The sequence below is a fragment of the Citrobacter sp. KTE30 genome (assembly GCF_000398825.1).
GTDB classification, from domain to species: Bacteria; Pseudomonadota; Gammaproteobacteria; order Enterobacterales; family Enterobacteriaceae; genus Citrobacter; species Citrobacter freundii.
This window is the reverse complement of the sequence record NZ_KB976055.1, coordinates 126,538-150,381: the sequence shown is the minus strand read 5'-3', so window position 1 is coordinate 150,381 and position 23,844 is coordinate 126,538. Positions and strand designations below refer to the sequence as shown.

Here is a 23,844-nt window from a genome sequence, read left to right as displayed (position 1 = left end):
CTAGGCCTTCACATCGCTGGCCACTACCACCGGAATCTCCGGAGTATTCGACTGTTTGACGGGCGACGGCACTTTTCGGTACTTATCCAGCAGGTGGATCTGAATCTTACGCAGCATATCGCCATTCAACCGGTAGTAACGGAAATAGAGCACCAGTGTCACAACGAAAAAAAGCGTGGGCAGCGCGATCATGATGAACTGCATGCCGAGGATGGTCTCAGCAGATTGCGTCGCATTCGGAACATAACCAATCAATCCCAGCACCACCGCAATAAAGAAAGCGGAAAACGCCGAGCCACCTTTGACCACCATTGTCTGCACGGCATAGGCAATACTCTCGCAGCGGACGTTAAACTTGTATTCACCGTAATCTACGGTGTCCGCCACCATAATCACCTGCAGTACCCAGAACAGCGCCGTACCAATGTTCAGAAGGATCCCTGCGGTAACAATCAGGAAAGTATTGTGGAATGCCCCCAGAGCCATAATCAGCAATACGCCTGCGCTGAGAACTGGCATAACCGAAGCGCCAGCCCACAGTACCCGGCGAGAAAGCGCCTTTGACAGACGGGGAAAGAGAATCAATGTCAGCAAGTTCGCTGCTCCGGCATAGGAGAGGTAGTATGGGAAAAGGTCAGCATCACCCACCACGTAGGTGAAGTAGTAAATCGCAAAACCTGTAATGATATTGGACGCCACGTTGTAAGCCAGCGCCATCCCCAGCAGGCAGGAAAGCTGATCGTTTTTGTAGATAAGCGCAAGGATTGATTTCAGCGTCAGCCGGGTGCTGTCTGCGGTAGCTTTGCTGTCAGAGGAATACACTTCATGCACATTGCGCAAGGTTACGAGGGTAGAAACAATAAAAAATGCGATCAGCACCAGCGTAAACATCTGAAAACCGAACCCGCGATCCGCGCCGCCAACATAGTTTACAAAGGGTAGCGTCACGCCCGCGGTGACAAACCCTGCAAGGCTGGCAAAAAAACGAGGGAACGGCACCAGTTGTTCACGTTCGCGTTTATCCAGCGTAATCGTGGGGACCAGCGACCAGAATGGAATATCCATAATGGTGTAGGTCATCCCCCACAATATGTACGTCACACAAACAAAAACGATTTGCGCCGTCCCCTCAAACAGATGTGCGCTAAAGAGCAAAAACAGCACCAACGAGTTCGCCAGCGTACCGAGTAAGATCCAGGGTTTAAATTTTCCCCAACGCGACCGGGTGGCATTCACTATCCACCCCATCACCGGATCGTTAAACGCGTTCCATATTTTTGCCACCAGGAACAAGGTTCCGACGACGCCCACCGATAATCCCACCACGTCGGTGTAGTAATACATCAGGTACATGTACACGATACCGATAGCGAAATCCTTACCGAACGCTCCAAATCCGTAACTGAGTTTTGTTGTCAGAGAGATGCTCATAGGGTATCGGGTCGCTGTTACCAGCGCCCGCCTTCTGTAAGAGGAAACGTCAGAGGTTAAACGCCGGATGCTCTGCCCGGCGTGATTGTGTATTAACGGTGCAGCCAGGCCGGCAGCCAGTCGCCGTGAGACGCGATCAGGTCGTCCACCAGCGCATAAATCTCTTCAATCCCCAGTACCGCGGCGGTATGCGGATCCATCATCGCCGCGTGATAAACACGATCGCGGTTCTCCGTCAGGATGGCTTCCGTTAGCAGAGTCTGAACATTGATATTGGTTTGCATCATCGCCGCCAAATGTGACGGGAGAGCACCGACTTTCGTTGGCTGAATACCATTCGCATCAACCAGACAAGCGACTTCAACACAGCAACCTTGCGGCAGGTTATCGATCAGACTGTCATTGCGAACATTGCCATACACGACGCTCGGTTCACCGGTCCAGATAGCGTTCATGATAGTGCTGGCATATTCGCGCGACGGTTTAATGTCGATCCGCTCAGCCGTTTTGTACTCTTCCAGCTCTTTTTTCCAGTTCGCCAACTGTTCCACACAACGTTTCGGATATTCATCCAATGGCACCTTATAGCGTTCAATCAGATCTTCACGCCCCGGTTTGATAAACCACGGCGTATATTCGGCGAAGTGCTCCGACGATTCGGTGACGAAGTACCCCAGTTTTTTGAACATTTCATAGCGCACAATGTTCTGGCAACGGGTATTTCCGTGAATATTCGGTTTCGGCGCCTGACCGGATTCATAGGCCGCCAGCAGCTCCGGGTAGAGATTCACATAGGCGCCGTCCGCCGTTTTGCGCTCCAGCTCCAGATAAAACGCCATATGGTTGATCCCGGCACTGCGATAGCGCAAAGAGGCAGGGTCAATGTTCAGATCGCGGGCCAACTCCTCCGCCGTCCCCTGCACCGAATGACACAGCCCAACCTGCTTAATATGCGGATAGCGCGCATACATTGCCCAGGTGTTCATCGCCATCGGGTTAACGTAGTTAAGCATTGTGGCCTGCGGACAGACTTCGGTCATATCCTCACAAATCTGCCATAAATGCGGAATGGTGCGCAGCGCGCGCATAATGCCGCCCGGCCCCAGCGTGTCGGCAATCGTCTGCTCCAGACCATGGCGTTTACACACCGTAAAATCGGTGACGGTACAGGGTTCATAGCCGCCGATCTGGAAAGCGACCACCACAAAATCAGCATCCTGTAATGCTGCTTTTTGATCGGTATAGCAGGTGATTCGTCCAGACGCGCCCGCAGAATCCATCAACTTGCGCACAACAACGTGTGACTCTTCCAGACGCGTAGGATCGAGATCCATCAAGGCGATATGCGCAGATTTAAGCGCATCGCGGTGAAAGACGTCCCCAAGAATATTTTTGACGAAAATCGTGGAACCGGCGCCGATAAAGGTAATTTTGGGTGCAGACATCATGACTCTCCAGAACATTAGTAAACACAGTCATGGTGGCACAGCGTATAGCTGAAAACTTCCGACTTCTCTGCTGAGCATTCCCATAAACTCAGATCATCACTCTGCACCCTATTGGATCTGAGTTTATGGGACAAAATTACCCAAAAAGCAGAGTATGTGGCCGCAAAATGTCGCTATGCTCAATGGTAACGGTCCAATTTGTGTCCTGATTCTCAGCCTTAATACGTGTTAAATGACATGATTCTGATAATTCAGGAAATGGAGCAACCATGAGTACATTACCGACATCGCCTCTTCCTCCCGATCCGCACATGTGCAGTAGCGATGAAGAACAAACCCGCAGCCCACTATCGCTGTACTCAGAATATCAACGGATGGATATCGAGTTGCGCTCACCGCATGCTATGCCAGCCAGCCACTGGCATGGGCAGGTGGAGATCAATGTGCCGTTTGATGGTGACGTCGAGTACCTGATCAACAACGAAGTCGTACAGATAAAACAGGGACACATCACGCTATTCTGGGCCTGCACACCGCATCAACTCACGCGTCCGGGCAGTTGCCAAAGTATGGCTATCTTCAATTTACCGATGCACCTTTTCCTCTCCTGGCCGCTGGATCGCGAGTTGATCAACCATGTTACCCATGGAATGGTCATCAAATCGCTGGCGTCGCAGCAGTTGAGCACCTTTGAAGTTCAGCGCTGGCAACAGGAACTGAACAACCCGAACGAACAAATTCGCCAGCTCGCCATTGATGAAATTGGTCTGATGCTCAAGCGGTTTAGCCTTTCCGGCTGGCAGCCTATACTCGTCAATAAAACCTCGCGGACCCACAAAAACAGCGTGTCGCGGCACGCCCAGTTTTACGTCAGCCAAATGCTGAGCTTTATTGCCGATAACTACGATCAGGCGCTCACCATCAACGACGTCGCGGAACACGTGAAGCTCAACGCCAACTACGCGATGGGGATTTTCCAACGCGTAATGCAACTCACCCTGAAGCAGTACATCACGGCAATGCGGATCAATCACGTCCGCGCATTGCTAAGCGATACCGATAAAACCATTCTCGACGTTGCGTTGACCGCCGGATTCCGTTCCAGCAGCCGTTTTTATGACACCTTCAGCAAGTTTGTCGGCATGTCGCCGCAGCAGTACCGCAAACTAAGCCAGCAGCATCGGCAAACAATGGCTGGTTGATATCATTCGGCCATATCAGTATCAGCCAAAAAAATAATCCCCCTGTCGATAAACGGTGGTGAAAAACCGCCAATAAGCAAACGTAACCATATGTTTAAAAACAAATTAAACATAAATCAGACTATTTTTCACCCGCTTTACAGCCCGTTTTGACAGGATAATACTTGCCTGCGTCACATTCATACGGTGTGTCTGCAATTCATAGATTGCAACCTTTCCACAACCGGGTAAAAGATGATGAAAGTATTAATTGTTGAAAGTGAGTTTCTGCATCAGGACACCTGGGTCGGTAGCGCTGTCGAACGTCTGGCTGACGCATTAAGCCGCCAAAATGTTACCGTCATTAAGTCCACCTCATTCGACGATGGCTACGCAATCCTCGCCGCCAATGAAGCCATTGATTGCCTGATGTTCAGCTATCAAATGGAACAACAAGACGAACATCTGAACGTCAGGCAATTGATCGGCAAGCTCCACGAGCGCCAGCAAAACGTTCCCGTATTCCTGCTGGGCGATCGCGAAAAAGCCACCGCATCGCTGGATCGCGACCTGCTGGAGCTTGTCGATGAATTCGCCTGGATTCTGGAGGACAGCGCTGACTTTATCGCTGGCCGTGCCATCGCAGCGATGACTCGCTATCGTCAGCAGTTGTTACCACCGCTGTTCAACGCCCTGATGAAATACAGCAATGTCCATGAGTATTCCTGGGCTGCACCGGGTCACCAGGGCGGTGTCGGTTTCACCAAAACACCTGCCGGTCGACTGTACCATGACTACTACGGTGAGAATCTCTTCCGTACCGACATGGGGATTGAACGTACCAATCTCGGTTCTTTACTCGACCATACAGGCGCATTTGGGGAAAGTGAAAAAAATGCTGCCCGCGTGTTCGGTGCCGACCGTTCCTGGTCCGTAGTGGTCGGGACTTCCGGCTCTAACCGCACCATCATGCAGGCCTGTATGACCGACAACGACGTCGTGGTGCTGGATCGTAACTGCCATAAATCCATCGAACAGGGGCTGATCCTCACCGGGGCAAAACCGGTGTACATGGTGCCAAGCCGCAACCGGTACGGCATTATCGGGCCTATCTACCCGCAAGAAATGCAGCCTGAAACTTTACAGAAAAAAATCAGCGAAAGCCCGCTGACCAAAGGCAAAGCTGGGCAAAAACCGTCTTACAGCGTTGTGACCAACTGTACCTACGACGGTGTTTGCTACAACGCCAAAGAGGCGCAGGATCTGCTCGCACAAACCAGCGATCGCATCCACTTCGATGAAGCCTGGTACGGCTATGCTCGCTTCAACCCAATTTATGCCGATCACTACGCCATGCGTGGCGCGCCGGGCGATCATAACGGTCCTACCGTTTTTGCCACCCACTCGACCCACAAACTGCTGAATGCGCTCTCTCAGGCATCTTACATTCACGTTCGTGAAGGGCGTGGGGCCGTGAACTTCTCCCGCTTTAACCAGGCGTACATGATGCACGCCACCACCTCTCCGCTGTATGCTATCTGCGCCTCAAACGACGTGGCGGTCTCCATGATGGACGGTAACAGCGGCCTGTCGCTCACTCAGGAAGTGATCGACGAAGCAGTCGATTTCCGTCAGGCCATGGCACGGTTGTACAAAGAGTTCACCGCCGAAGGCGACTGGTTCTTCAAACCGTGGAACAAAGAAGTGGTAACCGATCCGCAGACCGGTAAAACCTATGACTTTGCCGACGCGCCAGCCACATTGCTGGCAACCGATCAGAACTGCTGGGTGATGCGTCCGGGTGAATCCTGGCACGGCTTTAAAGACCTGCCGGATAACTGGAGCATGCTGGACCCGATCAAAGTCAGCATTCTGGCACCGGGGATGGGCGACGATGGCGAACTGGAAGAGAACGGCGTACCGGCCGCACTGGTTACCGCCTGGCTTGGCCGCCACGGCATCGTGCCGACCCGAACCACCGATTTCCAGATTATGTTCCTGTTCTCCATGGGGATTACCCGCGGGAAATGGGGCACACTGATCAACACGCTGTGCTCTTTCAAACACCACTACGATGCCAATACCCCGCTGGCACAGGTGATGCCAGAACTGGTTGAGGAACATCCTGACACTTATGCCAACATGGGTATTCACGATCTGGGCGACACCATGTTCGCCTGGCTGAAAGAGAACAACCCAGGCAGCCGTCTCAATGCAGCCTACTCCGGTCTGCCGGATGCGGATATTACTCCGCGTGACGCTTACAACGCGATAGTCAGTGACAACGTTGAGATGGTGGCGATTGAAAATCTGGCGGGACGTATTGCGGCAAACTCCGTGATCCCTTACCCACCGGGAATTCCGATGCTGCTGTCCGGTGAAAACTTTGGCGATGCCAACAGCCCGCAAATTGGGTACCTGCGTTCGTTGCAGTCCTGGGACCACCACTTCCCTGGATTTGAACATGAAACCGAAGGAACGGAAATTATTGACGGTGTTTATCACGTTATGTGCGTGAAAGCATAAGGTCTCTTTTTAGATAGTCCGATGTTTAAGGTAGACATGTCATTCTTGAGTAATTCCTGAGTATTGCTGCAAAACAATAACACTGTCATACCTTTTTGCGCGGGACCACCCCGCGCTTTTTTTATACGCAAATAGCATCTTTCCACTTGCGTAAAAAAATGTGTACATAAGAAAAATCCCACCAAACATTGTAATTAATTTCAGACACGTTATTTTATTGCGGTCCTGGTTTCATCATACAATTTCAATTTAGCCGATTTGGCTCATCTGATGTTGAGCTACGGTGTTTTTTCATATTCCTGGAGTTGGGTATGAAGCTTTGCAGCAAAGAAGCTTGTGTTGTTGTATTAACGGAGAAGGATGTTTGGTTAAGGATTAACGGTAAAGACGCCATCAGTTTAAAAGCTAATCATATGGCACTGGTGGCATGCGATAATAATATTATCGATTTTTCATCACTTAATAACGCATTGGTTGTACATATTAGCCGCGATATCATTAAAGACTATCTGCGCTTTTTAAATAAAGACCTTTCACAGATCCCACTCTGGCAACGCAGTGCCAGCCCAGTAATGATCTCAGCGTGTCTGACGCCGGATGTCTTCAGGGTGGCTGCCCAACATAGCGTAATGGACACAGTGAACGAAGCTGAAAGAGAGCGTACGCGCTCGCTACTGTTCACGGTGTTATCACGCTTTCTCGACAGCAAAAAGTTTATCTCTTTGCTCATGTATATGCTGCGCAACTGTATCAGCGACAGCGTTTATCACATTATTGAGAGCGATATACATAAAGACTGGAATTTAAGCATGGTTGCCAGTTGCTTATGCCTGAGCCCCAGTTTGTTAAAGAAAAAGCTCAAAAGTGAAAATACAAGTTACAGCCAAATAATTACCACCTGTCGCATGCGATATGCCGTCAATCAATTACTGATGGACGGCAAAAACATTTCCCAGGTCTCTCAACTGTGTGGATATAACAGTACCTCATACTTTATCTCCGTATTCAAAGAGTTCTATGGGATGACACCTCTGCATTATGTTAGTCAACATAGGGAGCCATCCGCCGCCTGATTTTTAATCAGTTAGCGATAAGCCATAATAATATCAGCATTAGCGATACCCCAGCTCCGTCATCATTAAACAGACTTTTGACGAGGTATGATAAGGCGTCATTTATCCTTATCAGGAGTTAGAAAATATGTCGACGGATGCTGATGCTCACAAAGTGGGCTTAATCCCCGTCACCCTTATGGTGTCGGGGAATATTATGGGTTCCGGTGTATTCCTGCTACCCGCAAACCTTGCGTCAACTGGCGGGATTGCAATCTACGGATGGTTGGTCACGATTATCGGTGCTCTGGCACTGTCGATGGTGTACGCCAAAATGTCGTCCTTAGACTCCAGTCCCGGTGGTTCTTATGCTTACGCCCGCCGCTGCTTCGGTCCTTTTTTGGGCTACCAGACCAACGTGCTGTACTGGCTGGCCTGCTGGATTGGTAACATCGCCATGGTGGTCATTGGCGTCGGTTACCTGAGCTACTTCTTCCCCATCTTAAAAGATCCGCTGGTCCTGACGCTGACCTGTGTCGTAGTGCTGTGGATCTTCGTATTACTGAACATTGTCGGACCGAAAATGATCACCCGCGTGCAGGCCGTCGCAACGGTACTGGCGCTGGTACCAATTGTCGGGATTGCCGTCTTCGGCTGGTTCTGGTTCCGCGGTGAAACCTATATGGCGGCCTGGAACGTCAGCGGCATGAACACCTTCGGCGCGATTCAAAGCACTCTGAATGTTACCTTATGGTCATTTATCGGGGTAGAAAGCGCCTCCGTCGCGGCTGGCGTGGTTAAAAACCCCAAACGTAACGTACCTATCGCCACCATGGGCGGCGTGCTGATTGCCGCTGTTTGCTACGTGCTCTCCACCACCGCGATCATGGGTATGATCCCTAACGCGGCGCTACGTGTTTCAGCCTCTCCGTTCGGTGATGCCGCACGCATGGCGCTGGGTGACACCGCAGGGGCAATTGTCTCCTTCTGTGCTGCGGCCGGGTGTCTTGGTTCTCTGGGCGGCTGGACGCTGCTTGCCGGGCAAACCGCCAAAGCCGCAGCCGATGACGGCCTGTTCCCACCGATTTTTGCCCGCGTGAACAAAGCCGGTACGCCAGTGGCCGGGTTAATTATCGTCGGCATTCTGATGACCATCTTCCAGTTCAGCAGCATGTCGCCGAACGCAGCGAAAGAGTTTGGTCTGGTCTCTTCGGTCTCCGTTATCTTCACCCTGGTGCCGTATCTGTACACCTGCGCCGCGCTGCTGCTGCTCGGCCATGGTCACTTTGGTAAAGCACGCCCGATGTACTTACTGGTGACCTTTATCGCCTTTGTCTACTGCATCTGGGCGGTTGTCGGTTCCGGAGCCAAAGAAGTGATGTGGTCGTTCGTCACGTTGATGATCATCACCGCGCTGTACGCACTGAACTACAACCGGATCCATAAAAACCCGTATCCACTGGATGCCCCGGTAAACAATAACTAACACCAACAATCGTCGTGGCCCGATGGCGTAAGTTCATCGGGCCAACGTTCTCCCACCGCTCTTCGAAACATCAACATTAAGAACTTAAGGTTGGCTTAATTTTACTTTGAGAGGATTTGCGCCACATAGTCGATGGAACCCCCTTAATGTTAAAGCTCTTGTTTAAAAGGCCCACTCTCGGGCTAATCAGCTGGCTTCTGCTGATCTCATTTTATCTTGCGACCTTCCTGAACATTGCGTTCTATAAACAAGTGCTGCAAGACCTGCCTCTGGACTCTGTGCGTAACGTGCTGGTGTTTTTATCAATGCCGGTGGTCGCGTTCAGCGTCATGAACATTGTGCTGACACTGGCCTCATTCCTGTGGCTTAATCGCCTGGTGGCGTGCATTTTCATTCTGGTTGGCGCATCGGCCCAATATTTCATCATGACCTACGGCATCATCATCGACCGCTCAATGATCGCCAATATGATGGACACCACCCCCGCCGAAACCTTTGCTTTGCTGACGCCACAACTGCTCATCACGCTCGGAGTGAGCGGCATTCTGGCCGCACTTATTGCCTGCTGGGTAAAAATCAAACCGATCACGTCTGTCATGCGCAGCATACTGTTCCGTGGCGCGAACATTCTGATCTCCGCACTGCTGATCGTGCTGGTCGCTGCGTTCTTCTATAAAGATTACGCTTCACTGTTTCGCAACAACAAAGAACTGGTGAAATCCCTCAGTCCATCCAACAGCATTGTGGCGACGTCATCCTGGTATTCACACCAGAGGCTGGCCCACCTGCCGCTGGTACGCATTGGCGAAGATGCACACCGCAATCCGTTGATGGTGAAAGAAAAGCGTAAGAACCTGACGATTGTGGTTCTCGGCGAGACTTCACGTGGCGATAACTTCTCGCTGTCAGGCTATTCGCGCCAGACCAACCCGCTGCTGGAAAAAGATAATGTGGTCTATTTCCCCCGCACAACGTCCTGCGGAACGGCAACGGCAGTATCAGTACCCTGCATGTTCTCGGATATGCCACGCGCGCACTACGACGAAGAACTGGCGCAGCATCAGGAAGGCGTGCTCGACATTATTCAACGGGCGGGAATTAACGTTCTGTGGAACGATAACGACGGCGGCTGCAAAGGGGCTTGTGACCGGGTTCCACACCAGAATATGACTAAGCTGAACCTGCCGGGGCAGTGTATTGACGGTGAATGCTACGATGAAGTCCTGTTCCACGGGCTGGAAGAGTACATTAATAACCTGAAAGGCGACGGCGTGATTGTGTTGCATACCATCGGCAGCCACGGTCCGACCTATTACAACCGCTATCCTGCGCAGTTTAAGAAATTTACGCCAACCTGCGATACCAACGAAATCCAGACCTGTTCACAGCAACAGTTGGTCAATACTTACGACAACACTATTCTTTACGTTGACTATATTGTTGATAAAGCAATCAATATACTGAAAGAGCACCAGGATAATTTCACCACCAGCCTGGTCTATCTTTCCGATCACGGCGAATCCTTAGGGGAAAATGGCGTCTATTTGCACGGCCTGCCGTATTCGATTGCACCTGATACGCAAAAACATGTGCCGATGCTGCTGTGGCTCTCCGAGGATTATCAGCAACGCTATCAGGTCTCTCAGACATGTTTGCAAAAACGGGCAAGCTCAGAAGATTTCTCACAGGATAATCTCTTCTCAACCCTGCTGGGATTAACGGGCGTACAAACACAGAAATATCAGGCGGCGGATGATATTCTGCAGCCCTGCCGGGGAGGCTAAACGAATGAAAATCCTGATTGTTGAAGATGATACGTTGTTATTACAGGGACTGATACTCGCCGCGCAAACAGAAGGCTACGCCTGCGACGGCGTATCCACGGCCCGTGCAGCGGAGCAGTGTCTGGAGAGCGGACATTACAGTCTGGTTGTTCTGGACCTGGGTTTACCGGATGAAGACGGCCTGCACTTTCTGAACAGAATCAGACAGAAAAAATACACCGTGCCGGTACTTATCCTCACCGCCCGCGACACGGTGAAAGACCGTGTCAGCGGACTGGACGTGGGTGCTGATGACTATCTGGTCAAACCGTTCGCACTGGAAGAACTGCATGCCCGCATCCGGGCGCTGCTGCGTCGGCATAACAATCAGGGTGAAAGTGAACTCATTGTCAGCAACCTGACGCTTAATATCGGTCGGCGCCAGGTGTGGATGGACGGGCAAGAGGTTATCTTAACGCCGAAAGAATACGCACTCCTGTCACGCCTTATGCTCAAAGCGGGCAGCCCAGTACACCGGGAAATTTTGTATAACGACATCTACAGCTGGGATAACGAACCGTCGACCAATACGCTGGAAGTGCACATTCACAATCTGCGCGACAAAGTCGGAAAATCTCGCATCCGCACGGTCAGGGGATTTGGCTATATGCTGGTTGCCACTGAGGAAAGCTAAGTGAAGCTGCTGCAATATCTAAAACAACCGCTCCCGCTTCGTCATCGCCTGATGCTGACGATTGGTCTTATTCTGCTGGTCTTTCAGCTGATTAGCACTTTCTGGTTGTGGCATGAAAGTACCGAGCAAATACAGTTATTCGAACAGGCATTGCGCGAAAATCGCAACAACGATCGCCACATCATGCATGAGATCCGCGAGGCCATCGCCAGTCTGATCGTCCCCGGCATCTTTATGGTCAGCCTGGCGCTGCTGATTTGCTACCAGGCAGTGCGACGTATTACTCGTCCGCTGGCAGATCTGCAAAAAGAGCTGGAGGCGCGGGCAGCCGATAACCTGACCCCGATTGAAATTCACAGCTCAACCATTGAGATCCAGGCGGTTGTCTCCGCGCTCAACGACCTGGTAACGCGGCTAACCAGCACGATTGAAAACGAACGCTTATTTACCGCCGATGTCGCTCACGAACTGCGCACACCGCTGTCAGGCGTGCGCCTGCATCTGGAATTATTATCCAAAACCCATAAGGTCGACGTTTCGCCGCTAATTGCCCGGCTAGATCAAATGATGGACAGCGTATCGCAACTGCTGCAACTCGCCCGCGTCGGACAGTCGTTTTCGGCCGGGAGCTACCAGCATGTCAAGCTGCTGGAGGATGTTATTCTGCCCTCCTACGATGAACTCAGCACCATGCTGGACCAACGTAAACAGACGCTGCTCCTGCCACAAAGCGCGGCGGACGTTGTCGTGCCTGGTGATGTTACGCTGTTGCGGATGCTACTACGAAATCTGGTGGAAAACGCGCATCGTTACAGCCCGGAAGGCACCCATATTACGATTAGCCTGAACACAGAGCATGATGCCGTCCTTGCCGTTGAAGATGAAGGGCCGGGCATTGATGAAAGTAAATGCGGGGAGTTGAGTAAAGCGTTTGTGCGTATGGACAGCCGCTTTGGCGGAATTGGACTGGGGCTGAGCATTGTCAGTCGCATCACCCAGTTACATCAAGGGCATTTCTATTTGCAAAATCGCCAGGGAGCCAACGGCACTCGCGCATGGGTGGAATTGGCGAAAATTCAGTAAGAGCTCACCCATACATACAAAAAGCTGCTGACGATCAGCAAACTGCACACGGTGGTCAAACTTTCATAAATACGGGTTTTCATGACACTCTCCTCCGAAACTATGGAGGAGAGTTTGCCTGAAGGATATTAAGCCAACCTTAAGGCCACGCGCCGGATGGCGGCTGACGCCTTACCCGGCCTACAAAGTACAATGCTACCCGTAGGCCTAAAAGCTGCGTGCCATCAGGCAATGACACGATTACTCATCAATACGCGGATGCTGCTGCACCAGACGCGTGCGCTTAACCTGTAGCTCAGCAATTTCCTGATCGATATCTTCGATTTTCTGTTCAATGTTATCGTAGTGTTCGCCGAGGATCTCTTTCGCTTCCTGAATATCCGAAGCGGCAGGCGTGGCCCCTTTCAGCGGCTGATTGGCGGTCTCTTTCATGGTCACGCCGGTAATTAAACCAACCACCGCAATCACCATCAGATAATAAGCAGGCATCATCAGATTCTGCGAGCTTTCCACCAGCCATGCGGCCAATGTCGGAGTCAAACCAGCAATCAATACCGAGATATTAAACGCGGCGGCCAGTGCACTGTAGCGAATATGCGTCGGGAACATCGCCGGTAACGTTGACGCCATCACCCCGGTAAAGCAGTTGAGGATCACCGCCAACATCAGCAACCCGGCGAAAATCAGACCGATAACATTACTGTTAATCAGGATAAATGCCGGAATCGCCAGCACAAACAGCGCAATACTGCCCATGATCACAAACGGACGGCGCCCGAAGCGGTCGCTGAGCAACCCCATAATCGGCTGCACAAACAGCATACCAATCATGATGGCGATAATAATCAACACACCGTGGTCTTCGGAGTAATGCAGGTTATGCGACAGGTAGCTCGGCATATAGGTGAGCAGCATGTAGTAGGTGACGTTGGTAGCAATCACCAGACCAACACATGCCAACAAGCTGCGCCAGTGCTTAGTCGCAATCTCTTTAAACGAAACCTTCGGACCTTCCTGTAGACCCTGACGATCGCCCTGCTCCAGTTTATCCACGTGCTGCTGGAACGCCGGCGTCTCTTCCAGCGCATGACGCAGGTACAGACCAATCAGCCCTAATGGTAGCGCCAGGAAGAACGGAATACGCCAGCCCCACTCAAGGAAATTTTCCTCGCCGACGACGGTTGAAATCAGAACCACCACGCCCGCACCCAGCACAAACCCGGCAATCGAGCCGAAGTCCAGCCAACTGCCCATAAATCCACGCTTACGGTCCGGCGAATATTCCGCGACAAAAATCGACGCCCCGGTGTACTCTCCGCCGACCGAGAATCCCTGTGCCATCTTACACAGCAGCAGCAGAATCGGCGCCCAAATACCAATTGAGGCATACGAGGGAATAAGACCGATACAGAAGGTACTTATCGACATAATCACAATGGTGATAGCCAGTATCTTCTGACGACCGTATTTATCGCCGAGCATACCGAAGAACAATCCGCCAAGCGGTCGAATCAGAAAGGGAACAGAGAAGGTGGCGAGTGCAGCAACCATCTGCACGCTGGGGTCAGCCCCCGGGAAGAACACTTTACCTAATGCGTAAGCAACAAATCCATAAACACCAAAATCGAACCATTCCATCGCATTACCTAACGACGCTGCGGTAATGGCTTTTCGCAATTTACCGTCATCAATGATGGTAACGTCACGCAGCGTTATCGGTTTTATTTTTTTCCTTTTTAGCATACTCGTCCTCATAGACTTAGCCCTGTCACGCTCCAGTTCGAATCCCCCAACGCCCATGCGTCAAGGTCATCACCGAGCGGGGAACGCACAGGCGCATTCCCTGTAACAAGCGTAGCAGGTTTACTTACACTGACGAGAAACGCACAGTACAACCGAACCTGTTGACGCCTGATTGGGCGGTTAATGACCTCTTTACCCTAACAGCGTTTAAATTTGTGATCAACTTCACATATAGTTTTTCATTTCGTCAACATGCGTAAATTAGGTCATTCTTAGTCATCTTTTTTACATGTAACGCTTGTGATTTACTGACAATTAAATACAAGAATAAATCGCTTTATTGCACCAACAATCACAGCGGTCATTATTATTCTGCTAGCAAAAAAAACACCTAATCCCTTCACAAAAAGATCACAGCTTTTTTAATAATCAGAGCGACCGGGAACTTTTGCTCGGAATATGTGATGAAGATAACTAAAACATCGTTTTATTTTGATTGAATCAACGTTCCCATGAATGCAAACTAATTCCAGACGCAATATCCCTGGGAGCAGCAACACGCTCAACGTATGCCGCGTTAGATTTTATAAAACAAAGAGATAGCGATTTTCTTTGTTAAGAGAAACCAGTAACCATTTGAATTTATTAATTTTTACCCTCTTGCGCTAGTATTAGCGGCGACAAGACATGAGGACGTTTATGAAAATTAAAGCCACGATTGAACGCATCCCCGGCGGAATGATGTTGATTCCTCTGTTATTAGGCGCAGTGTTAAATACGTTAGCTCCGGATACCGGTGCGTATTTCGGTTCGTTTACCAAAGGAATGATCAGCGGAACGGTACCGATTCTGGCAGTGTGGTTTTTTTGTATCGGCGCATCTATTGATTTACGGGCAACCGGCACGGTATTACGCAAGTCCGGTACGCTGGTAATAACCAAAATAGCCGTGGCGTGGGTAGTGGCAATGATTGCGGCTTCATTCATTCCTGATACCGGTATTCAAACCGGGTTCTTTGCAGGCCTCTCAGTTTTGGCAATTGTCTCCGCAATGGACATGACCAACGGTGGTTTGTACGCCAGCCTGATGAACCAGTACGGCACCAAAGAAGAGTCCGGCGCATTTGTGTTGATGTCTCTGGAATCCGGCCCGTTAATGACCATGGTCATCCTCGGCTCCGCGGGTCTGGCCTCCTTCGAGCCACACCATTTCATCGGCGCGGTATTACCGTTCCTGATTGGCTTTACATTAGGCAACCTGGATCATGACCTGCGTTCTTTCTTCAGCAAAGCCACACCGGTGCTGATCCCGTTCTTCGGCTTCGCATTGGGTAACACCATTAACCTGAGCGTAATCGTTGATACCGGTCTGCTGGGTATCTTGCTGGGTGTCGCGGTTATCGTCATCACCGGTATCCCGCTGATTATTGCAGACCGTGTTATTGGTGGCGGGAACGGTACGGCAGGCGTGGCAGCCTCTTCAGCAGCAGGCGCTGCGGTGGCAAACCCGGTGATTATCGCCCAGATTAACCCGGCGTTCGAACCGGTTGCCGCATCCGCTACGGCGCTGGTTGCCGCCAGCGTAATTGTCACCGCCATTCTGGTGCCGATTATCACCGCGCTGTACGCCAAACGTTTTAATAAAAACCTGGTCGCCAACGAGACGGTGTCCACCCCGGCAGACTCTCTGCACCATTAACTCTGTCTTAGCCCCACTGACTGTCCCTGCTCAATTGATGAGTAGGGACGGTGCAAAAATCTCCTCAACCATCGCATCAGCCAGTCGTTTCGCCGAACACAATCGCGGCATTCCTAACGCCACATTTTGCCAACGCTGCGTCACCGACCAGCTCACCGGATGACGCTGCGCATCGCACCAGTCGCCTAACCAGCTCAGCATATCGTTATACTCGCCCGATCCCCCGACAACTGGCGTGCTGAGCCAATGATGATAGTAATGACGCGTAGCAGGCGCCGCATTCACGCTGTCCGCCAACGCCTGAGCGGCCATGGTTCGCAGGTTGTCTTTTAGCATTAACACCACATCGGCATTCGCTAACCGGCAGGCGTCACCGAAGGCTCCCCAGCGCAACTCCTCCAGCGCAACAAAACAGCGTCCAGGTAACGACCAACCGTCATATGCGCCAGCCCGCCAGCGGGTAAAAATTTGTTCGCTGTGTTCGCCCGCCTGAACCGTCAGGCCACGCTGGGTCAGCGCCTTCTCTTTATACGCAGCGCGTTGGGTAAACCAGTCAGTCAGTGAATTTATTTGTTGTAAAAGACCGGGGGTTGAAAGCCCACGCGGGTGTTCGGTTTGTTGTAAAAACCTCAGCCCTTCGGCAATACGCACCAGCGCCAGATGGCCTGGGTCGATCATGCCCGCCAACTTCTCTACCAGCTTAAGACGCATCACCAGATGCTCGCTGGATACTCCCGCCATCACCCACGCCCGTAGTTGTGTCTGAGATAACACCTCCTGCGTCAGACGCGCGCGAAGCCGCTGCTGCTGTTGCAGAAAACCGCCGGAACGTTTGGTTTCATCTCCCTGAACCAGATCGACCATAAACTTCGGGTAGACACACTCCAGCGTCCTCCCGGGGCCTTCCAGTAAAACGTTAGTCATGTGTGCTCGGTTGCAAAAAGGGTATTGATATCGTCACGCAGCAAACGGGAATCTTCATAAAGCCATGCCGCAATCGTAATGCGCTGCTGCAATTGCTCATTCATTGCATTCACCGCGGATTCATTTTGTTGGCGTAGCGTCAGACTCTCACTCAGGCTCGCCTGCAATTGCGCCAGACACAGTGAAAAATCTGCAAAAAACGTGGCCATGCCTGCCGTAACGGAAATATCGACCTGAGCAACTAAAGCTTTACGAATTTGTTGGCAAAACTGGGAGACATACTGCACAAGGTTCTTATGCAAAGCGCCCATATCAATGAGATAACGCGTTTTTGTTTCGACGTAATCATTCCATCCCCAGTTGGGTTGATTTAGCCAACGAGAGAAAGTGTCACGTACCGCACCACCAGTAGACGGCGCATTTTCTGCCGGAATATCCTGCTCAATGGCCTCGTTAAACAATTGGCGGGTATTGAAATTAAACATCGCTGTATGGAACGCTGGAAAACGGATCCGCGCACGAAAACCAGCGTGGTTTAGCTCCTCTTTCACCCTTTGCTCAATTGGCCGCATCGCGTCATTTAGCGCCCGGGAGAGTGTCGACTCAAGCTGTTCAAAACGCAGGGCTAAGTCACGGCTGATGCTTTCCTGCGCCGCCAGCAATACCCCCTCACAGGACGAGCGAATTTTATCTAACACAATTTTCGCCTGGCCTTCATCGTGCAGCACCAGCATTTCTCCGGCCATTTCTGCCGAGGAGACGCCAGTTCCCAGACTATGTTGTGACATCATCAGGACGTTTTCTTTGACAAAGAACGTGTTGATACCGCAAAGAATCTCGGTTTGTTGCTCTCTGAGATAGGCTGCAGCAGCTTCCAGCGCCAGTTCTACTTCATGGCTGACTTCATCGCTCACCCGCCCCTGGCTCACTTCTAACTGCTGCATATCCTCTTCAATATGCGTGATGTTCAGCCGTAGTTCGTCATAGGCGACCGTTAACCCGTGGGCACGAAACTCCAGATATTCGTGCACGCTTTGCGCATAGTTCAATAACTTATGTGACGCTGAGCGTAGCGCATACAGCGATGCATTGGCGTAAGCGGCGTGAATCACTTTCTGGATAGGCTGTTCAAACAGCGAGTCTTCCCACAACAGGTCGGCGGCATGACGGATATGCTCCGTATCTTCAAGATCGGTGGTGCGCCAGCGTCTGCCAAGCGCCGCTTCGGCAAAATCCTGCACCCAACGTTGCACCTGATGATCCGGCAGTCGCCCACGGGCCGTCAGCTCATGACGCGCCCTGTTTGCCAGATAGCCCCACATTGAGGAAACCGGATAGATTCTTTCAGGGGCAATGCCACCTTGCATCAACGTGCCAGAAATCAACGCCCGCACCTGCTCTTCATCGTCACTGTTGCGGTCTTTCTGATCGAACTTGTTCACCAGCGCATACAGCGGTACTGACTTGCCAACCGCCATAATCGCCTGACGCACTTCCTCATCAGAAATAGATTTCAATTGGGTGTAATCCAACACTGCCAGCACCGCAGAGGCCCGTACCAGCTGTTCATTAAGCATTTTTTGTAAGTGCGGTTGTCCCGCCTCGTTCGGCCCCGGCGTATCCAGCAACGTTAATTGCCCTGGGTAGCTTGCTTGTCCGGCCAAATGGACAAACTCAACCTCAATAACCGGAATATGCTCAATCGCGGCATAGGCAGCAAAAGGAAAATCAACATCCAATGCTTTTGACAGGCGCACCAGGTCGTTCAGGCTTTTAAGGCAATGGAAAATAGGCTGTGCGCCAAGATAATACCGTTCAAATGCCACGCCGGTTTCAATATGCTGCAGCAGGACATTCATATCCTTGTCAATTTCCAGGGTCTGCGTAAGACGCTGGCGATCGCACTCGCGCACACGCTGCTGTAAAACCTTCATTAAGGCATCAATCGGCGCGACATGTGAAAAATGCAGGACCGGCTCTTTCTGCCCCGGCGTATGACGAATTAGCGTTGGTAACGCCGTCATGGGGCGATTACGATTAGGTAAAACTTCTGTCCCTACAATCGCGTTAATCGTCGTCGATTTTCCCGCTTTCATCGTGCCAACAATCGCCAGCACCATTTCCAGACGCGTAATCTTGCGCAACTCATTATTGAGCGTTGCTTGCTGGACATCCATGCCACGCGCGCTGAAGTGCAGGGGCTGAACAACCTGACTGCCATGCTCTCCTTGTTTTAGCGCGACATCATCCAACGACGTTATGGGCAATTTTTGCAATTGCCTGAGATGTTCAAGCGAGAGCATCAGCAAGCGTTCCGCTTCCTGACTTAATTCATATATTGTCTGTGTGTGCATGGAAAATCTTTCCTTAACGCAAATAGCATTGCTTTTATTTAGCCCAATCGTTTTATTTATAGATTTTTTGGCTTTTATAATTACGTGTGGAAATAATTAAAATCAAAACAACCAATTGATATTATTAAAATAAGTTTGGCGTACAACCGCTGGCCTGAAACCTCTCACTTATGTAATAAGTAAGAAAGATAAACAGCGTAGTTCAGTTTTAAAAAATGCCAGCTTAATCCCCCTACTAAAATTAAGGGGGATTGAGATATTCAATCACAATGACTTAGACATCCGCAGGCGATGTTACCTATGAATATCAGATATTTCGCCTCACCTTATCTTAAATAACCTGACGTAGCAATTTCCCTTAAAAAATATTACCCCATACTTTCATTGAGGTAAAAGCAAAGGGTCTTTACAGCAGATCATTTGCGTAATCACGCAGTAGTCCCGACAAAAGCAGGGATTTTATGTATAATTGCGGCCTTTTTCGGCAATCTGCCATTTTTTGGGCGCATTTGCCCCTGCTGACTTTTGAGGAAATCCACATGTCATTACCACACTGCCCACAATGCAACTCCGAATACACTTACGAAGATAACGGCATGTTCATCTGCCCGGAATGCGCGCACGAATGGAACGATGCTGAACCGGCACAGGACAGCGACGAACTGATCGTTAAAGATGCCAACGGCAACCTGCTGGCCGACGGCGACAGCGTTACCGTCGTGAAAGACCTGAAGGTAAAAGGTAGCTCTTCCATGCTGAAGATCGGTACCAAAGTGAAAAACATTCGCCTGGTTGAAGGTGACCACAACATCGATTGCAAAATCGATGGCTTTGGCCCAATGAAGCTGAAATCTGAGTTTGTGAAAAAGAACTGATGCAAATTGCCTGATGGCACTACGCTCATCAGGTCTACACCAGCTCATCTGCCAGGCGGGAAGCTCATACTTCCCGCCTGGTTTATTTATGCAGACGATAACTACACTTAACTGGTTTCTTTTACCTGAGGTAAAGATTATGCCGTTAAGTCCCTATATCTCCTTTGCAGGCAACTGCGCTGACGCTATCGCCTACTATCAAAAAACGTTAGGCGCTGAACTGCTCTACAAAATCAACTTCGGTGAAATGCCCAAATCGGCGCAGGATAGTGAAGATGGTTGCCCTTCAGGCATGAAATTCCCCGACACCGCCATCGCCCACGCCAACCTGCGCGTTGCGGGCAGCGACATCATGATGAGCGATAGCGCCCCGGACGGAAATGCTCACTACTCTGGCTTTACGCTGGTGCTCGACACGCAAAACGTCGATGAAGGCAAACGCTGGTTTGATAACCTGGCAGCAAACGGAAAAATCGAAATGGACTGGCAGGAAACCTTCTGGGCCCACGGTTTCGGTAAAGTGAGCGACCAGTATGGCGTGCCGTGGATGATCAACGTCGTCAAACAACAGCAACCCCCTACAGAGTAATCCAACGGGAGGCCAGCCCTCCCGTACTGTCATCAAATAGCGCTCAACTCTTCATCATCGAGTAACTATCCCTTAACGAAAACGTCACATTGATCCGCCACGATGGGGCCACTTTTTTAGGGAGGCCGCAGCATGCAAACGATTATTCGCGTCGAAAAACTCTCCAAGTCCTTCAATCAACATCAGGCGCTCAATGCGGTTGATCTGAATATCTGTTCCGGTGAGATGGTGGCTCTGCTTGGGCCGTCCGGCTCCGGCAAATCCACCCTTTTACGTCATTTAAGCGGTTTGATCGTCGGTGATAAATCACCCGGTAGCCGCGTCGAGCTGCTGGGCCGCACCGTTCAACATGAAGGCCGCCTGGCGCGCGATATCCGCAAAAGCCGCGCCCACACCGGCTACATCTTCCAGCAGTTCAATCTGGTGAACCGCCTGACAGTGCTGGAGAACGTCCTGATTGGCGCGCTCGGCAGCACGCCGTTCTGGCGCACCTGTTTTAGCTGGTTTACCGCTGAGCAGAAACAGCGTGCATTACAAGCGTTAACCCGCGTTGGCATGGCGCACTTTGCATACCAGCGTGTTTCCACGCTTTCGGGCGGACAACAGCAGCGCGTCGCAATCGCCCGCGCGCTGATGCAGCAGGCCAAAGTGATCCTTGCCGATGAGCCGATTGCCTCACTGGACCCGGAATCCGCACGCATCGTGATGGACACCCTACGCGACATAAACCAGACCGACGGCATCACCGTGGTCGTCACGCTGCATCAGGTGGATTACGCCCTGCGCTACTGCGAACGCATCGTCGCGCTGCGCCAGGGCAACGTCTTCTTTGATGGCAGCAGCCAGCATTTTGATAACGATCGTTTTGACCATCTTTACCGCAGCATGAACCGCGTCGAACAGAACGCGCAGGCTGCATAGTTCTAAAAAACCAGGCGTTATTGGCGCAGCCAGGCTGGAGACGGCCAGCGCGGAAAAACCGGAGCGTACACGCAGTACGTGAGGATTTTGAGCACTGCCCGGATTCAGGCTGGCAAGTGAAATAGCCTGGAACAATGACTAATTAAGGAAACGACATGAGCTATAAGACAGTTGCCGCGCTGGCCTTCACCAGCATGTTTAGCGTCAGTACCTTGTTAAGCCCGGCGCATGCCGAAGAGCAAGAAAAAGCGCTGAACTTTGGCATTATTTCGACCGAGTCACAGCAAAACCTGAAGCCGCAGTGGGAACCGTTCCTGAAGGACATGGAAAAATCGCTGGGCGTGAAAGTGAACGCCTTCTTCGCCCCGGACTACGCCGGGATCATCCAGGGCATGCGCTTTAACAAAGTGGATATCGCCTGGTACGGCAACCTCTCGGCAATGGAAGCGGTGGATCGCGCTAACGGGCAAGTGTTTGCCCAGACCGTCGCCGCCGACGGATCCCCGGGTTACTGGAGCGTGTTGATCGTTAACAAAGACAGTCCGATCAATAACCTGAACGATCTGATCGCCAAACGTAAGGATCTGACCTTCGGCAACGGCGATCCCAACTCAACGTCAGGCTTCCTTGTTCCCGGCTACTACGTCTTTGCCAAAAACAACATCTCCGCGAGCGATTTCAAACGCACCGTTAACGCCGGACACGAAACCAACGCCCTGGCAGTCGCCAACAAGCAGGTCGATGTCGCCACCAACAACACCGAAAACCTCGACAAGCTGAAAACTTCCGCGCCGGAAAAGCTGAAAGAGTTAAAGGTGATCTGGAAGTCACCGCTGATCCCGGGCGATCCGATCGTCTGGCGTAAAAACCTCTCCGAAACCACCAAGGACAAGGTGTACGACTTCTTTATGAATTACGGCAAAACGCCGGAACAGAAAACCGTACTGGAACGCCTTGGATGGGCACCGTTCCGCGCCTCCAGCGATCTGCAACTGGTGCCGATTCGCCAGCTGGCACTGTTTAAAGAGATGCAGGGTGTGAAGGACAACAAAGGGCTGAACGAGGAAGAGAAAACCAGCAAAACCTCGGCGTTGAAAGCGCAGCTCGATGACCTTGACCGTCTGACCGCCGCACTGGGCGCTATGACCAGCGTCACCAAAGCGGTGCAGTAACCCTGGTGCCCGGTGGCGCTTCGCTTACCGGGCCTACGATGTTTTGTAGGCCGGATAAGGCCCCTGCGCCGCCATCCGGCAATAACCTATGCACGGAGCTAAACATGCAAACCATCACCGTCGCCCCGCCCAAACGTAGCTGGTTCTCGCTGCTGAGCTGGGCCATTCTGCTCGCCGTACTGGTGGTCTCGTGGAAAGGTGCCGAAATGGCTCCGCTCACGCTGATCGAAGATTCCGGCAATATGGCAACCTTCGCCGCCGACTTCTTCCCACCGGACTTCAGCCAGTGGCAGGACTATCTCGGTGAAATGGCCGTCACCCTGCAAATTGCCGTCTGGGGAACTGCCCTCGCCGTGGTGCTATCGATTCCCTTCGGCCTGATGTGCGCCGATAACCTGGTGCCGTGGTGGATTTACCAGCCGATGCGCCGCCTGATGGACGCCTGCCGCGCCATCAATGAAATGGTCTTCGCGATGCTATTCGTGGTCGCCGTCGGGTTAGGGCCATTCGCCGGGGTGATGGCACTGTTTATCCACACTACCGGGGTACTCTCCAAGCTGCTTTCCGAAGCGGTAGAAGCCATTGAGCCGGGTCCGGTAGAAGGTATTCGCGCCACCGGAGCCAACAAAATTGAAGAGATTCTGTACGGCGTTCTGCCACAGGTCATGCCGCTGCTTATCTCCTACTCGCTGTATCGCTTTGAATCCAATGTTCGCTCAGCCACGGTAGTCGGCATGGTGGGCGCAGGTGGTATTGGCGTGACCTTATGGGAAGCGATTCGCGGCTTCCAGTTCCAGCAAACCTGCGCCCTGATGGTGTTAATCATCGTCACCGTCAGCCTGCTGGATTTCCTTTCCCAGCGTTTGCGTAAGCACTTTATCTGATTAGCGAGGCATTGATTGCT

General features: G+C 51.6%; 19 protein-coding genes. 13 read left to right on the top strand and 6 right to left on the bottom strand.

Annotation, left to right across the window (positions count from 1 at the left end):
* Together melB and melA are read right to left on the bottom strand one after the other, a co-directional pair.
* Complete coding sequence (gene melB, locus WC1_RS21905; protein WP_016149428.1) at positions 1–1,431, bottom strand: melibiose:sodium transporter MelB; 1,431 nt, start codon at positions 1,429–1,431, stop codon at positions 1–3.
* 92 nt (positions 1,432–1,523) lie between these two features.
* Positions 1,524–2,879 carry an alpha-galactosidase gene (gene melA / locus WC1_RS21910; RefSeq protein ID WP_088902826.1) on the bottom strand — a complete coding sequence of 452 codons (1,356 nt, stop codon included), beginning with the start codon at positions 2,877–2,879 and terminating at the stop codon, positions 1,524–1,526.
* A 269-nt stretch (positions 2,880–3,148) separates the two neighbouring features.
* On the opposite strand from melA, the gene melR reads away from it, so the two are divergent.
* The 7 genes from melR (at position 3,149) to pmrB (ending at position 12,664) form a co-directional block, all read left to right on the top strand.
* The gene (melR, locus tag WC1_RS21915; protein ID WP_003841146.1) at positions 3,149–4,081 is read left to right on the top strand and encodes a transcriptional regulator MelR; all 933 of its coding nucleotides are present in this window, start codon (positions 3,149–3,151) and stop codon (positions 4,079–4,081) included.
* A gap of 237 nt (positions 4,082–4,318) precedes the next feature.
* Positions 4,319–6,586, top strand: coding sequence for an arginine decarboxylase (adiA, locus tag WC1_RS21920; RefSeq protein WP_008321469.1), 2,268 nt, complete (start codon positions 4,319–4,321; stop codon positions 6,584–6,586).
* A gap of 311 nt (positions 6,587–6,897) precedes the next feature.
* The gene (locus WC1_RS21925; protein ID WP_016149426.1) at positions 6,898–7,659 is read left to right on the top strand and encodes an AraC family transcriptional regulator; all 762 of its coding nucleotides are present in this window, start codon (positions 6,898–6,900) and stop codon (positions 7,657–7,659) included.
* 127 nt (positions 7,660–7,786) lie between these two features.
* Positions 7,787–9,124: an arginine/agmatine antiporter gene (gene adiC, locus WC1_RS21930; protein ID WP_003031853.1), complete on the top strand. Its 1,338-nt coding sequence runs from the start codon at positions 7,787–7,789 to the stop codon at positions 9,122–9,124.
* A gap of 146 nt (positions 9,125–9,270) precedes the next feature.
* On the top strand, positions 9,271–10,908 hold the full coding sequence (gene eptA, locus WC1_RS21935; RefSeq protein ID WP_003031851.1) for a phosphoethanolamine transferase EptA: 1,638 nt from the start codon (positions 9,271–9,273) through the stop codon (positions 10,906–10,908).
* Between the two features lie 4 nt (positions 10,909–10,912).
* The gene (gene pmrA / locus WC1_RS21940; RefSeq protein ID WP_003031849.1) at positions 10,913–11,581 is read left to right on the top strand and encodes a two-component system response regulator PmrA; all 669 of its coding nucleotides are present in this window, start codon (positions 10,913–10,915) and stop codon (positions 11,579–11,581) included.
* Positions 11,582–12,664, top strand: coding sequence for a two-component system sensor histidine kinase PmrB (pmrB, locus tag WC1_RS21945; RefSeq protein WP_003841135.1), 1,083 nt, complete (start codon positions 11,582–11,584; stop codon positions 12,662–12,664).
* Here pmrB and pmrR read toward each other — a convergent pair.
* Positions 12,658–12,747 carry an LpxT activity modulator PmrR gene (gene pmrR / locus WC1_RS21950; protein WP_008321468.1) on the bottom strand — a complete coding sequence of 30 codons (90 nt, stop codon included), beginning with the start codon at positions 12,745–12,747 and terminating at the stop codon, positions 12,658–12,660. The two genes, pmrB and pmrR, sit on opposite strands and share 7 nt — an antisense overlap.
* Positions 12,748–12,904: 157 nt before the next feature.
* Positions 12,905–14,407 (bottom strand): glycine betaine/L-proline transporter ProP, encoded by a 1,503-nt coding sequence (proP, locus tag WC1_RS21955; protein ID WP_003841133.1) that lies wholly within the window; start codon positions 14,405–14,407, stop codon positions 12,905–12,907.
* 699 nt (positions 14,408–15,106) lie between these two features.
* On the opposite strand from proP, the gene kdgT reads away from it, so the two are divergent.
* Entirely contained in the window at positions 15,107–16,105 is a 999-nt protein-coding gene (kdgT, locus tag WC1_RS21960) for a 2-keto-3-deoxygluconate transporter (RefSeq protein ID WP_003031841.1), read from the top strand.
* Between the two features lie 30 nt (positions 16,106–16,135).
* Here kdgT and WC1_RS21965 read toward each other — a convergent pair whose 3' ends face one another.
* Positions 16,136–17,029: a diguanylate cyclase regulator RdcB family protein gene (locus tag WC1_RS21965; RefSeq protein WP_016149425.1), complete on the bottom strand. Its 894-nt coding sequence runs from the start codon at positions 17,027–17,029 to the stop codon at positions 16,136–16,138.
* Positions 17,026–19,383 (bottom strand): clamp-binding protein CrfC, encoded by a 2,358-nt coding sequence (gene crfC / locus WC1_RS21970; protein ID WP_016149424.1) that lies wholly within the window; start codon positions 19,381–19,383, stop codon positions 17,026–17,028. The genes WC1_RS21965 and crfC overlap by 4 nt, the downstream gene beginning before the upstream one ends.
* A gap of 539 nt (positions 19,384–19,922) precedes the next feature.
* Here crfC and WC1_RS21975 point away from each other — a divergent pair.
* The 5 genes from WC1_RS21975 (at position 19,923) to phnE (ending at position 23,824) form a co-directional block, all read left to right on the top strand.
* Positions 19,923–20,258 (top strand): zinc ribbon domain-containing protein YjdM, encoded by a 336-nt coding sequence (locus WC1_RS21975; protein WP_003031835.1) that lies wholly within the window; start codon positions 19,923–19,925, stop codon positions 20,256–20,258.
* 139 nt (positions 20,259–20,397) lie between these two features.
* Entirely contained in the window at positions 20,398–20,847 is a 450-nt protein-coding gene (gene yjdN, locus WC1_RS21980) for a VOC family metalloprotein YjdN (protein WP_003031832.1), read from the top strand.
* 132 nt (positions 20,848–20,979) lie between these two features.
* Positions 20,980–21,768 (top strand): phosphonate ABC transporter ATP-binding protein, encoded by a 789-nt coding sequence (gene phnC, locus WC1_RS21985; protein WP_003841124.1) that lies wholly within the window; start codon positions 20,980–20,982, stop codon positions 21,766–21,768.
* Positions 21,769–21,923: 155 nt separating this feature from the next.
* Entirely contained in the window at positions 21,924–22,940 is a 1,017-nt protein-coding gene (phnD, locus tag WC1_RS21990; protein ID WP_003031828.1) for a phosphonate ABC transporter substrate-binding protein, read from the top strand.
* A gap of 104 nt (positions 22,941–23,044) precedes the next feature.
* Complete coding sequence (gene phnE, locus WC1_RS21995) at positions 23,045–23,824, top strand: phosphonate ABC transporter, permease protein PhnE (RefSeq protein ID WP_003841119.1); 780 nt, start codon at positions 23,045–23,047, stop codon at positions 23,822–23,824.
* The last annotated feature ends 20 nt before the right edge of the window (positions 23,825–23,844 follow it).